Below are 12,410 nucleotides of genomic sequence, written 5' to 3' on the forward strand. Positions count from 1 at the left end.
AGGCTCGTGTCACTGCAGCTATTGCCAGTGACGCGAGACTCAGCCTAGGCTACGTAAGCGCTTTCGCAAGCGCTTACGTCCCGGGCAAAGGAGCTTCCGAGGATGCGTTCATCACTCAGGCGTACACGCTGGGCCACGGCCCTCGCCGCGACCACGGTCCTCGCCCTCGGCGCGTGCAGCGACGACGGCGACGGCGCGGAGTCCACCGATGATCCGATCGTGGTCGGCATCTCGCTGCCGCTCACCGGGGACTTCTCCGAGCCCGGCAAGGGCGTCCAGGAGGGCTACGAGGCGTGGGCGAAGATCACCAATGACAAGGGCGGCCTGCTCGGCCGCCAGATCGAGCTCAAGATCCTCGACGACCAGTCCAACGCGGACCGGGTCGTCGCCGACTACGAGCAGTTGATCGGCAGCGACAAGGTCGACCTGGTGGTCGGCCCGTTCTCCACCCGCCTGGTCGTCCCGTCGGCCCGGGTGGCCGAGGAGTACGGCATGCTCTTCGTCGAGCCGGCCGGCGCCGCCAAGGAGGTCTTCGAGCAGGGCTTCAAGAACCTGTTCTACGCGGCGCCCGCGGTCGCCAACGACCACTACAACCACCTGGCCGAGTACCTGATCGCGATGCCGGCGGACCAGCGGCCGAAGACCGTCGCCTACGCCGCGATGGACGACCCGTTCGCGCAGGGCACCGCGTACGGGCTCAAGGCGAAGCTGGAGGCGGCCGGGTTCAAGACCGTCGTCGACGAGGTCTATCCGCCGAACACCACCGACTTCGGCAGCATCGCCGCCAAGATCGCGGCGTCGAAGGCGGACATGCTGGTGGGCGGCTCGCAGTACCAGGACGGCGTGAACCTGATCGTCGCCCTGCAGCAGCTCTCCTACCAGCCCAAGCTCGCCGCGTTCTCCGGCGCGCCGACCAACCCCGAGTTCGCCAAGGCCATCGGCGACAAGACCGAGGGCGTCCTCTCGCCGACCGGGTACACCCCCGGCGCGCCGTACGAGAGCAACAAGGAGTTCGTCGAGAAGTTCAAGGCGCAGTTCGGCAAGGAGCCCGAGGAGGACCAGGCGAACGCGTACACGACCGGCCAGGTCGTCGCGGCCGCGGTGACCGCCGCGGGCTGCGCCGAGCAGGGCGACTGCCAGAAGAAGCTGGTCGACTGGGTGCACGCCAACAAGGTCGAGACCGTGGTCGGCCCGCTCACCTGGGACGCCGCCGGCAAGCCGCAGGGCGCGCACATGATCCAGCAGTGGCTGGGCGGGTCCATCAAGATCGTGCTGCCGGCACCGGTCAAGGAGGCCGATCTGCTGTACCCGAAGCCGGCCTGGTGAGTCGCCGATGCCGTCGGCCGGCCTCGTGTTCCAGAGCGTCATCCTCGGCCTGCTGCTGGGAGGGCTCTACGCCCTCCTGGCGGCGGGGCTGACCCTCTACTTCGGCATCATGCGGGTGGTGATGATCGCCCACTCGGCGTTCCTCATCCTCGCCGCGTACCTGGCGTGGTGGTCGCACGAGCGGCTCGGCACCGACCCGCTGCTCTCGATGATCGTCACGGTCCCGCTCTTCTTCGGCGCGGGCGTGCTGCTGCAGCGGCTGCTGCTCTCGCGGCTGCGCCCGATCACCCTGACCATGATGTCGGTGCTGCTCACCTTCGCCGTCGCGCTGATCATCGAGGGGCTGCTCGGCTACGCGTTCACCGGCACGCAGCGGCGCATCCAGCTCAGCTACGGCTCGGCGAGCATCGGGCTGTTCGGCGCCCGCATCGCGGTGGTCAAGCTGATCGCGTTCGGCCTCGCCGTCGTCGCGCTGGGCGGGCTCTACCTGCTGATGAAGAAGACGACGTTCGGGTGGGCGCTGCGGGCCACGATCCAGCACGGCGACGCGGCCCGGCTGGTCGGCATCGACACCGGCAAGGTCGCCGGGTACGGCTTCGGGCTCGGGCTGGCCACCGCCGCGGTCGGCGGGACGGCCCTGTCCCTGGACACCACCATCTACCCCTCGCTGCACTGGCACTGGATCGGCCCGCTGATGGCCATCATCGTGGTCGGCGGGCTCGGCAGCGTGCCCGGCGCCGCGGCCGCCGCGGTCCTGCTCGGGCTCATGCAGAGCCTGCTGCAGATCCCGATGGGCACCACCTGGGCGCAGACGATCTTCTACCTGGCGCTCTTCGCGACGCTGGCGTTCCGGCCACAGGGATTCTTCGGAGGCCGTCTTGCCCAGCGCTTCTAGGCGGGTCCTGACCGGGCTGGGGCTGGCCGCCCTCGCCGCGGCGGTGCTGTCGTTCCCGAGCCTCGCGCCGAACCCCTACATCCTGTCGGCCGGCATCGTGGTGCTGAACTTCGCCGTGCTGTCGACGTCGTGGAACTTCGTCGGCGGCTTCACCGGCTACATCTCGCTCGGCCACGGCGCCCTCGCCGGGCTCGGCGGCTACGGCACCGCGCTGCTGATCACCCGGGCCGGGCTGCCCAGCTTCGTGGCCCTGGCGGTCGCGACGCTGCTGGTCGCCGCCCTCGCCGTGCCCATCGGCCTGGCCGCGCTGCGGGTACGCGGCGCGTCGTTCGTCATCGTCTCCATCGCGCTGGTGCTGATCCTGCTGCTGGTGTTCCAGAGCTGGGCGGCGGTCACCGGCGGCTCGCGCGGCCTGGTGGTGCCGCGGCCGTTCCCGGGCCTGCTGCGCCCCGAGCACCACCGGGTCTTCTACTACCTCTTCGCGGCCCTGCTGGCGCTGGCCCTGCTGGCCTGGTGGCTCATCGACCGGTCCCGCTTCGGGCTGGGCCTCAAGGCGATCCGCGAGGACGAGGACAAGGCCGAGGCGATCGGCACGCCGACTCTGGCGTACAAGTTGATCGTCTTTGTGGTCTCGGCGGGTTTCACCGCGCTGGCGGGCGGGCTCTACGCGCTGTGGTTCGGCGACCTCGACCCGGTCTTCCAGTTCTCCATCCTCACTGGCTCCTACCTGGTGCTGATGGCGCTGCTCGGCGGCGTGCGCAACCTGTTCGGCCCGTTCACCGGCGCGCTGATCGTCGGCGTCGCGCTCGAGTACTTCAAGGGCCGGTTCGGCAACACGCCGCTGCACCTGGTGTGGACCGGCGTGCTGCTGGGCGTGGTCGTGATGTTCATGCCCGACGGCATCCTGCCCGCGCTCGGCGGCCTCTGGCGGCGGCTGCGCCGCGCGGAGCAGAGCTCGATCCGCGAGGTGACCGCCGCCGAACTGCGCGAGGAACGCGAGCGGGAGGAGGCGCGGCAATGAGCTTGGAGGCCCGGGATGTGCGCAAGGCGTTCGGGGGAGTGGTGGCGCTCGACGGCGCCACCGTGAGCTTCCGGCCGGGGCAGGTCAACGCGCTCATCGGGCCGAACGGATCCGGCAAGACCACGTTCTTCAACTGCGTCACCGGGATGATCCGGGCCGACAGCGGGCGGATCACGTACGCCGGCCAGGACATCACCCGCAAGGCGCCGCACGCGATCGCCCGGGCCGGCGTCGGGCGTACCTTCCAGCTCTGCCGGATCTTCCCGCGCATGTCGGCGCTGGACAACGTGCTGGCCGCGGTGCGGCCGGGCGGCCCGGCCGGCGGGCTGCGCGCCGCGCGGCGCCGCGACGAGGTCGACCGGGCCCGCGGCTGGCTCACCCGGCTCGGCATCGAGCACCTCGCCGACATCGAGGCCCGGAACCTGTCCTGGGGCCAGCAGAAGCTGCTCGAACTGGCCGGCGTGCTGATGGGCGAGCCGGACACGGTGCTGCTCGACGAGCCGGCCGGCGGCGTCAACCCGGCGCTGCTCGACCGGATCGGCACCCTGGTCCGCGAGCTCAACGCCGAGGGCCGCACGTTCGTCATCGTCGAGCACAACATGGACCTGGTGATGGCCATCAGCGACCACATCGTGGTCTTCGACCGGGGCCGCCCGATCGCCGAGGGACCGCCGTCGCTGATCCGCACCGACGAGCGCGTGTTGGGGGCATACCTTGGCGTCTGAGATCGAGCTCGCCGACGTACAGGCCGGCTACGGGCGCGCGGCGCCGGTGCTGCGCGGCTTCAGCGTCGCGGTGCCCGCCGGGTCCGTCGTCTGCCTGGTCGGGCCGAACGGCGCCGGCAAGTCCACCGTGCTCAAGGTCGCCGCCGGGCTGCTGCGGCCCAGCTCCGGCCGCGTCCTGGTCGGCGGCGCCGACCTGACCGGCGCCGGCCCGCAGAAGATGCTGGCCGCCGGGGTCGCGCTGGTGCTGCAGGGCCACAGCGTCTTCCGCGAGATGACCGTCGCCGAGAACGTGCTGCTCGGCGGCTACACCATCAAGGACAAGGCCCGGGTCGCCGAGCGCGCGGCGTTCGTCAAAGATCTCTTCCCGGTCGTCGACCAGCGCTGGGGCTCGCTGGCCGGGCTGCTCTCCGGCGGACAGCAGAAGCAGGTCGAGTTCGCCCGCTCGCTGATGGTCGACCCGAAGGTGGTGCTCCTCGACGAGCCGTCGATGGGCCTGGACCCGAAGGCGACCAGCACCATCTTCGAGCAGGTGGCCAGGATGCGCGACGCCGGGACGGCGGTGCTGCTCGTGGAGCAGAACGCCCGGCGGGCGCTGCAGACCGCCGACATCGGCTGCGTGCTCGACCTCGGGCGCGTGCACGTCTCCGGGCCGGCGGCCGAGCTGCTGGCCGATCCTCAGCTCGGCGAGCTCTACCTCGGCGGACGCCCCGCCGAGCCACCCGTCGCACCGAAACGCTGAGAGGGGTCAACGATGACCAGACACGGCCGTGCGTTAATCGCCGTCGCCGCGGTCCTCGCGACCGGCGCCGCCACCGCACCGGCTCAGGCAGGCGGCACCGGCCCGCACGACATCCATCCATCCCTGCGACCCGACGTGGTCGCCTTCTACGACTTCGACCACCCGATGCCGGGCGACCCGGCACTCGAGGCGGACCGAGGCCGCTCCGGCACCGAGATCGAGCTGGTCAACGGGGGCGCCGGGATGCGCGTGCGGGACCGCGCGTATCCCGGCGGCCGGCAGGTGCTGCAGACCCGGCCGGTGGCCGCGGCCACGAACGACGACTGGAAGGCCGGCGCCTGGTCGGCCAGCGGCGTACGCACGCTGCGCGCGTTCAACGCGGTCGAGGGCATCACCGTGATGGGCTGGTACAAGCGCTCGATGGACGCGCCGGCCGCGGGTTTCAACGCGATCGGGCTCACCGGCGTGCTGACCGGCGACTCCGACGGGCACGCCGTCCGGGCGCTGCTCGAACTCATCGACGTCAACGGCACGCTGCGCCTGGTCGCGCTGGGCCGGCGGATCGACGGCGGCCTCTCGCAGACGTTCGCGGCCGACGAGGACTGGAAGGTCCTGCTGCCCAAGGACGAGTGGGTGCACCTGGCCGCGACGTTCGACTACACCACCGGCACGATGGCGCTGTACCGCAACGGCAGGGCGGTGCCGGGCTTCTACACCCGCAACGACGACCCGTGGCTGATCAACGGCCCGGGCCCGCACGTCACCACGGCCACCGATCCGCGCGGGATCAAGATCGGCGGCAGCTTCCCCTGGCAGGGCTCGCCGGACCGCAACCCGTGCGACTGCCGGATGGACGCGCTCATGCTCCTCGACCGCTCGCTGTCGGCGCGCGAAGTAGCGAACCAGTACCGCTTCATGACCCGGGGGTAATCATGTTTCGCAGGTTCCTGCCCGTCGTTCTGTTACTACTGTCCACATTGGTCGCGCTGCCGTCGCCGGCCCGGGCCGCGGACGGCGCCGTCTACGACCCGGTACCGACCGAGCCGGTGACCTCGCGGATCGGCCTGGAGCTCACCGAGTACGCGAGCTTCCCGCAGTCGTTCACCGACCCGCCGCTGGTCGACCAGCGGCTCAACCGGATCGCCCGGATCAACACCATCATGGAGGTGCCCGACGGCTCCGGCCGCCGCGCGGTGCCCGACCTGAACGGCAACCTGTACTTCGTCGAGGACGGCGTGCCGCACGTCTACCTCGACGTCGCCGCGACCTTCCAGCCGGAGTTCTTCTCCGGCCGGGGCCTGGGCCAGGGCTTCGGATACGTCACGTTCCACCCGGACTTCAAGCGCAACGGCCTCTTCTACACCATCCACACCGAAGAGGCGGCCATCACCGCCGACGTGCCGGACTACCGGCAGACCAACGTGCTCTACCACGGCGTCATCAACGAGTGGACCGCCACCGACCCGGCCGCCGACACGTTCGCGGGCACCCACCGCGAGGTGCTGCGGATCGGCTTCGGCGGCCAGATCCACGGCATCCAGGAGATCAACTTCAACCCGACCGCGCGGCGCGGCGACGCCGACTACGGCAACCTCTACCTCGCCGTCGGCGACGGCGGCCAGGGCGTGAACAACACCGACCCGCAGAACCTGGCGATGCCGCACGGCAAGCTGCTGCGCATCGACCCGCGCGGCACCAACGGACCCAACGGCAGGTACGGCATCCCGCCGTCGAACCCGTTCGTCGGGCAGGCCGGCAGCCTGGGCGAGATCTACGCGTACGGCTTCCGCGACCCGCACCGGTTCAGCTGGGACCGCGGCACCGGCCGGCTCTACCTGGGCCACATCGGAGAGCACGCCATCGAGGCGATCTACGACGTGCGCCCCGGCGACAACTTCGGCTGGAGCGAGCGCGAGGGCGCGTTCCTGTTCGACAAGACACCCACCACGCCCTGCGACCGGATCTTCCCGCTGCCGGCCGACGACGCCGGCTACCAGTACCCGGTCGCCGCGTACGACCACAACCCGCAGCCCGGCTGGAACTGCACCTCGGACGTCGGCGTCGCGGTCGCGGGCGGCTTCGTCTACCGCGGCCGGGAACTGCCGGCGCTGCGCGGCAAGTACATCTTCGGCGACCTGGTCAACGGGTGGATCCACTACACCGAGACCGACGAGATGCGCCGCGGCCGCACCCCTGCCACCATCCACCGGATGAACCTGTTCGCGGCCGGCGTGCCCGTGCGGATGCGGGACCTGTCGGGGCCCGGCGCGCCCGGCGATCCCAACCGGGTCGACCTGCGCTTCGGCACCGACGCGCAGGGCGAGCTCTACATCCTGGCCAAGGCCAACGGGAAGATCTGGAAGGTCACCGGCACCCGCACCTTCGCGGGCGCGCCGGCCGGCACGACCAGGGTCCAGGACACGATGCGCCCGACCAACTGGGCGCCGGTCACGCCGTCCAAGTGGCAGTTCACCGGCAGGCAGGTGATCCTCGCGGAGGCGGGCACCGAGCGGCCCGGGCCGCGCCGCCCCTTCGAGTACGCGGTCCTGACGGCCGGCCCGGCGTTCTCGTCGGTGGAGATCAAGGGCAGCGTCCGCCTCGACGAGCCGGTCGAGATCACCAACCGTGACGTGATCATCGTCTTCGGCTACCGGTCGGACACGGAGTTCTACTACGCCCACCTCTCCAGCGACAACACCATCTACCCGCACAACGGCATCTTCAAGGTCAACAACGCCGACCGGGAACGCATCGACTACGAGTGGAACGGCCGTTCCCGCGGTGCCAACCCGGCGGTGACAGACACCCGGTGGCACGACGTCAGGGTCAAGCACCTGCCGGCCACCGGCGAGATCGCGGTGTACGTCGACGGCGCCAAGGATCCGCTGATGACCGCCCGCGACACCACGTTCGGCTCCGGCCGGGTGGGCTTCGGCTCGTTCGACAACATCGGCCGGCTCCGCGACCTCAAGGTCACCGGCACCCCGGCGGCCTGACCGCACCAGCGGGCCCGGCGTCACGAACGCCGGGCCCGCGCCGTACGCCCAAAGCGGCTAGGTTGTTCGCCATGTCGCTCGACGTCATCGATGAAGCCCTCGCCCTGCTCCGCGCCAAGTACATCTTCCCGGAGAAGGCCGAGGCCGCCGCCGCGGCGATCAGCCGCCGCAAGCAGGCCGGCGAGTACGCGGGCCTCGACGAGCGCCGCCTCGCCGAACGGCTCACCGCGGAACTGTTCGAGGTCTGCGCCGACAAGCACCTGCGGGTCCGGGTCCGCGACGCCGAACTGCACGCCGCGCTGACCCGGGAGGAACAGGTCGCGGCCTACCTGCGCCAGGTGAAGCACGCCAACTACGGCATCGCCCGGGTCGAGCGCCTCGACGGCAACATCGGCTACCTCGACCTGCGCCAGATCGCCGAGGCGGCCGCGGGCGGCCGGGCGATCGCCGCCGCGATGGAGCTGGTGTCGCACACCGAGGCGCTCATCATCGACCTGCGCGGCAACCGCGGCGGCTCGCCGAACGGCGTCACGTTCTGGCTCAGCTACCTGTTCCCCGACGACGAGACCCTCCTCAACGGCATCTACCAGGGCGAATCCGGGGAGACCCGGCAGTTCTGGAGCCTGGCGTACCTGCCCGGCGAGCGGTACCTGGACCGGCCGGTCTGGGTGCTGACCAGCGACGTCACCTTCTCCGCCGGCGAGGAGTTCTGCTACAACCTCCAGGCGTGCGGGCGGGCGACGCTCATCGGGCAGACCACCCGCGGCGGCGCCCACCCCACCGAGTTCTTCCCGATCACGCCGACCCTCGAGATCACGGTACCGATCGCCCGGTCGATCAACCCGGTGACCGGCGGCAACTGGGAGGGCACCGGGGTCGTGCCGGACATCGAGGTGCCGGCCGAGGAGGCCTACGCCACGGCCTACCGGATGGCGCTGGAGCACGTCCTCACGAGCTCGGCGCCGGCATCGGTACAGGCCGAGGCGCGGGCGGCCCTGGACGACCCGGCGGGTGCGGCCGCGGCCTGATCGGCAGTTTGCTGCGCTCGCTCCTCGACGGGGACGTCCTTCTGCGGTTGGCCGCGCCCTGCTGTCCGGCTCGTCCGGGTGGGCTGAGCCGCGGCTCAGCCGGCGGTCGCGGCGACGAGCGTGAGCACGAACGCGGCGACGATGATGGCCACCCGCGCGTAGTGCAGGCGGTCCCAGCGCTCCTGCTGCTCACGCCAGTCGTCAGGGTGGTCATCGGCAGTCCACGTGGCGGAGCGGTTGTTGATGGGCACGAGCAAGGCGATCGACATGACGACACTCACGGCGAGCAGGACGGCGGCCGAAACGGCGGCGCCGGCCGCCGCCTCGTTCCAGGTGGCGGCGGCCAGCCCGGCCGTGAGGATCAGCGACGCGAAGTACCAGAACGGCATCACGCGGCCGAGGACACGCGCACCGTCGGCACGAGCCTCGAGTGACGGCCCCGCCGGCAGTCGCAGCAGGATCGGGTTGACGAAGACCGCGACGGCGAATTCGACGCCGACCATGGTTCCGACGACGGCCGGAGCGATGACGGCGAGTGCGTGGAGCATGGTGCGGCAGATCATGCCGCTTGGCACTGGGAGAGAGGATCAATCTCTGGAAAAGCACCACCGTCCGACTCCGGTCGGGATTTGAAGTCGCCACCTACCTGGCCCCGACGAGAGCTGCCACATCTCACTTGGCCGCCGACCGTGCGCCCCGTCATGTCCGCGCTCAGCCGAGGCGGCGAGGCTTCGGGCATCAGTCGAAGTCGAAGATGCTGTGTCTGTCGTAGAAATGAAGGATGTAACGACAACGGACACAAATCATCAATGTCATGCGATGGCTGGTGAATCCCCACCGACTGTCTTGGCGAGATTCTTCCTGCTGGAACTCTGTGCCATCGCAAAGGGGACAAGCGAGCCGAGGTGCTGTCACAGCGATCATGGTATTGCAGGAACGCAAACCGACAGGCACATCCGCCCTCATCAAGGCGCTGCGAAGCGGAGTTGAAACCACGTGAACTCTTCTGCCGCTGTGGTGACCCCCGACCCGGGCGAGGGCCTGCGGACGTTGATGGGCGAAGCGTTCGGCGAGCAGGGGCAGGAAGTGGGGGACGGTGCTGCGGGTGGCGAACTGGTCGTAGCTGCGCCGAGCTCAGCGTCCGTGAGATCGCCGACGCCTGCGGTCTCGGCCAGTCGACCACGTCCGAGCAGCTGTCGATTCTCAAACGCGGGGGCCAGGTCCTGTCGACCCGCGACGGAAACTCGTGCGCTACCGCGCCGACCCCACCATCACCGCGCGACTCGCCGACCTGCAGACATACCTCGCCTGCTGCTGCCGGCGCACGGTCAGCGCGGCCATGGCCTCGGCATTGCCTCCGCCCCGCAAGGCAATGCCGCCTCGGGGATCGTCACCGACGGCTGCGCGACCGGCGGAGGCGCTCGGCGCCGCCACCGGAGCGCTCCAGGTATCGCCGCGACGCGGCCGCCAAGCGTTCCGGCGGCACCGCCAGCTGCCCGCTGTCGAGGACGACCGAGTAGTCGTTGTGCTCCAGCCATGCGGTCACCGTCTTGCGCACCGTCTCGGGGATCGCCGCCAGGGTCGCCTCGAGGCCCTTGCGCCGTAGCCTCCACGCGATCCCCGTGGTCTTCGCGCCGTACTGACGGGACACCGTCTGGTCACCCTCGTCCGTCAGGTCGCAGGAGGCGATGGCCGACCACGGGATCACCCAACCCAGGCTGTGGAACGTCACCCCGCTGCCGTCGATGCGCAGCGGAGGCCGGGCCAGGCGCCGGGACCGCCGGTACGCCCGCCACGCCAGCCCAGCCGCAGCCGCCGCGAGGAGGACCGCGGCACCGAAGTGCCCACCGGTCAACTCGATCGCGGCAGGGCCGGCAACGGCCAGCAGCAGATAGCCGGGGACGGCATACCGGGCCACGAACGACCGGCCCACCTCGAGCGGCTGCGCCGTCCCCGCTTGGTCGAGTAGCACCCTGCGCCCGTTGACCGGGCCGAGCATGCGGTGCCACCCCTCCCAGCGGCGCTGGGCGTACCCCTCGCCCGCCATGACCGCGACCATCGGGAGCAGGCCCAGGACGGCGACCGGGAAGGGCCAGTCGTTGGCGAGGGGAACCAGGAACACGGCGAACGCCACGACGAGGCCGATGCTCACGCGCACCATGATCAGGCGCGGCGCGTACCGGCCCCATGCCATTGCCGCCACGCGCACGGCCGCGGCGGAGTGCGCCCGGCCCTGCTTCGCCCGATGGACCGCCTCGAGTCGTGTCCGGCGGGGCAGCGCCATCCAGGCCTGACGGGGATTCACGTCCGCCACGGTAACAACGGCCCGCTTGCCCTTCGGGGTGGTCGTTCACTCAGTCTCGCAGCAGTTCCAGCACCGCGCCCCGACCGCAGGTTCCACCGCTACCGGCTGAAGTCTCCCGCCCGGCAGAAGCAGTCAACCAGGGTCACGCAAAGATCCGCACCCGTTGGGGAACGGGCGATCCCGTTCGCCTCACGAGGACGACCTCTGGGTCGTCCCAGCGCTGCGCCGAGGCGATCGGGCGCCGGCCCTTTTCGACGACTCCGGCCCTGTGTGGGGCGTGCTGAGGCTAGCGAGGCCGCCGCGGACCAGCGTGCCGGTGCCGCCGGACGGGGAGTATGAGGAGTCGCCGCAGGACTGGGCGATCACCACCCTGTTCCACTCGGCGGAGGAGGACTCGCTCGCCGCGGTGTTGGAGGTGGTCTGTATGGCGTTCGTCTACGGCCGTGACGGCTACCGTCACGCGTTCGCCGCGGTCCGGGAACAGTTCCCCCAACTGGCCTGAACCGGCCCCACCGAGACGATGCGCGGAGGCCACGACGGGCCGCTGCTCCTTACCGGCCGGGCCGCATCCGGCACACGCTCATGCCGAGATGAGTGCGAGGCAACCATTGGCACTGTCACCGGCTGGTCAGCCCGCTGTCGGCCCGGTCGGCGAGTCGCAGAAGCAGAAGTCGGGCGCCTTCGGGAGCTTGAGTGACCGGCGGACCTCGACGGTGGCCTCGCTGTTGAGCGGCACCCGTCGGGCGGCGGCCACGTATTCCCCGAGCGACCGTGCCGAGGCCACCCTCCGGTATGCCGCCGCACGGTCCTCCAGGTCCTTCCTGAGTACATCCACCGGGCGCTTGGCCTGCACCGGCCAGCGATGGGTCCGAAGCCCGGTGGCGAAATCGCGGCTGACCTTCGCCGCCTGCGCCGCAAGAGTTCGGTGCTTGGCGAAGGTCGCCTTGGACAGCTTCGGTGCGTGCAGCCAGGCGTCCCGGGCCCGGTTGGACTTGGCCGCGAGCCGCTCGTACGTCTCGCCGGCCTCCTTGAGACCCATCACCTGACCGGCGGGGGAGCTGCCGTGTGTGGCGGCCGGTGTCGCCTTCGGGGCGTCGGCGGGTGATCCCGTCTGTGCGCACCCGGTCAGGGCCGCCGTCAGGGAAAGGCTGACCATGGCGGCGAGTAACGGGAGCTTCAAGGCAGACCTTCCGGGTTCGGGGACCCGGTTCCCATCGGATTGCGATCCCACCGGTTGAGGAAAACGGCCGCCTTGTTCGCCGATCTCGGGACCGGATGCGGTTCTGGGCCGAGCACACACGTGCTCGAGCGGCAACGACTCCTCATGGACTACGCACCGTGAAGTTGGTTCCCCTAAACGATCCGGATCTGCCGA

12 protein-coding genes are annotated in these 12,410 nt (G+C 70.5%); 9 read left to right on the forward strand and 3 right to left on the reverse strand.

The genetic code is table 11. The features are described 5' to 3' along the window. Positions 1 to 102 precede the first annotated feature (102 nt). The 8 genes from ACIBSW_RS22135 (at position 103) to ACIBSW_RS22170 (ending at position 8,730) form a co-directional block, all read left to right on the forward strand. Positions 103 to 1,326, forward strand: coding sequence for an amino acid ABC transporter substrate-binding protein (locus tag ACIBSW_RS22135; RefSeq protein ID WP_354720889.1), 1,224 nt, complete (start codon positions 103 to 105; stop codon positions 1,324 to 1,326). 7 nt (positions 1,327 to 1,333) lie between these two features. Continuing rightward, positions 1,334 to 2,221 (forward strand): branched-chain amino acid ABC transporter permease, encoded by an 888-nt coding sequence (locus ACIBSW_RS22140; protein ID WP_354720890.1) that lies wholly within the window; start codon positions 1,334 to 1,336, stop codon positions 2,219 to 2,221. Continuing rightward, the gene (locus ACIBSW_RS22145) at positions 2,205 to 3,242 is read left to right on the forward strand and encodes a branched-chain amino acid ABC transporter permease (protein WP_354720892.1); all 1,038 of its coding nucleotides are present in this window, start codon (positions 2,205 to 2,207) and stop codon (positions 3,240 to 3,242) included. Before ACIBSW_RS22140 ends, ACIBSW_RS22145 begins: the two co-directional genes overlap by 17 nt. Then, positions 3,239 to 3,967 carry an ABC transporter ATP-binding protein gene (locus ACIBSW_RS22150; RefSeq protein WP_354720894.1) on the forward strand — a complete coding sequence of 243 codons (729 nt, stop codon included), beginning with the start codon at positions 3,239 to 3,241 and terminating at the stop codon, positions 3,965 to 3,967. Before ACIBSW_RS22145 ends, ACIBSW_RS22150 begins: the two co-directional genes overlap by 4 nt. Continuing rightward, a complete protein-coding gene (locus tag ACIBSW_RS22155; RefSeq protein ID WP_354720896.1) occupies positions 3,957 to 4,706 on the forward strand; it encodes an ABC transporter ATP-binding protein in 750 nt (249 codons plus the stop codon). Before ACIBSW_RS22150 ends, ACIBSW_RS22155 begins: the two co-directional genes overlap by 11 nt. Before the next feature lie 12 nt (positions 4,707 to 4,718). Then, on the forward strand, positions 4,719 to 5,636 hold the full coding sequence (locus ACIBSW_RS22160; protein WP_354720898.1) for a LamG-like jellyroll fold domain-containing protein: 918 nt from the start codon (positions 4,719 to 4,721) through the stop codon (positions 5,634 to 5,636). 2 nt (positions 5,637 to 5,638) lie between these two features. After that, positions 5,639 to 7,702 (forward strand): PQQ-dependent sugar dehydrogenase, encoded by a 2,064-nt coding sequence (locus tag ACIBSW_RS22165; RefSeq protein WP_354720900.1) that lies wholly within the window; start codon positions 5,639 to 5,641, stop codon positions 7,700 to 7,702. A gap of 71 nt (positions 7,703 to 7,773) precedes the next feature. After that, positions 7,774 to 8,730, forward strand: coding sequence for a S41 family peptidase (locus tag ACIBSW_RS22170; protein WP_354720902.1), 957 nt, complete (start codon positions 7,774 to 7,776; stop codon positions 8,728 to 8,730). Between the two features lie 95 nt (positions 8,731 to 8,825). Here ACIBSW_RS22170 and ACIBSW_RS22175 read toward each other — a convergent pair whose 3' ends face one another. Continuing rightward, the gene (locus tag ACIBSW_RS22175) at positions 8,826 to 9,233 is read right to left on the reverse strand and encodes a DUF1772 domain-containing protein (protein WP_354720904.1); all 408 of its coding nucleotides are present in this window, start codon (positions 9,231 to 9,233) and stop codon (positions 8,826 to 8,828) included. 887 nt (positions 9,234 to 10,120) lie between these two features. Further along, entirely contained in the window at positions 10,121 to 11,035 is a 915-nt protein-coding gene (locus ACIBSW_RS22180) for a hypothetical protein (protein ID WP_354720905.1), read from the reverse strand. A 277-nt stretch (positions 11,036 to 11,312) separates the two neighbouring features. On the opposite strand from ACIBSW_RS22180, the gene ACIBSW_RS22185 reads away from it, so the two are divergent. Next, on the forward strand, positions 11,313 to 11,537 hold the full coding sequence (locus ACIBSW_RS22185; RefSeq protein ID WP_354720907.1) for a hypothetical protein: 225 nt from the start codon (positions 11,313 to 11,315) through the stop codon (positions 11,535 to 11,537). Positions 11,538 to 11,663: 126 nt separating this feature from the next. On the opposite strand, the gene ACIBSW_RS22190 is transcribed toward ACIBSW_RS22185, so the two are convergent. Next, positions 11,664 to 12,215: a hypothetical protein gene (locus tag ACIBSW_RS22190; protein ID WP_354720909.1), complete on the reverse strand. Its 552-nt coding sequence runs from the start codon at positions 12,213 to 12,215 to the stop codon at positions 11,664 to 11,666. Positions 12,216 to 12,410: the final 195 nt, after the last annotated feature.

It is taken from the genome of Actinoplanes sp. NPDC049668 (assembly GCF_044465445.1).
In the GTDB taxonomy this organism is placed as follows: Bacteria; Actinomycetota; Actinomycetes; order Mycobacteriales; family Micromonosporaceae; genus Actinoplanes.

Coding starts and splice junctions, on each gene's coding strand:
- ACIBSW_RS22135 (WP_354720889.1), top strand. CDS start 103: ATGCGTTCATCACTCAGGCGTACACGCTGGGCCACGGCCCTCGCCGCG.
- ACIBSW_RS22140 (WP_354720890.1), top strand. CDS start 1,334: ATGCCGTCGGCCGGCCTCGTGTTCCAGAGCGTCATCCTCGGCCTGCTG.
- ACIBSW_RS22150 (WP_354720894.1), top strand. CDS start 3,239: ATGAGCTTGGAGGCCCGGGATGTGCGCAAGGCGTTCGGGGGAGTGGTG.
- ACIBSW_RS22160 (WP_354720898.1), top strand. CDS start 4,719: ATGACCAGACACGGCCGTGCGTTAATCGCCGTCGCCGCGGTCCTCGCG.
- ACIBSW_RS22165 (WP_354720900.1), top strand. CDS start 5,639: ATGTTTCGCAGGTTCCTGCCCGTCGTTCTGTTACTACTGTCCACATTG.
- ACIBSW_RS22170 (WP_354720902.1), top strand. CDS start 7,774: ATGTCGCTCGACGTCATCGATGAAGCCCTCGCCCTGCTCCGCGCCAAG.
- ACIBSW_RS22175 (WP_354720904.1), bottom strand. CDS start 9,233: ATGGTCGGCGTCGAATTCGCCGTCGCGGTCTTCGTCAACCCGATCCTG.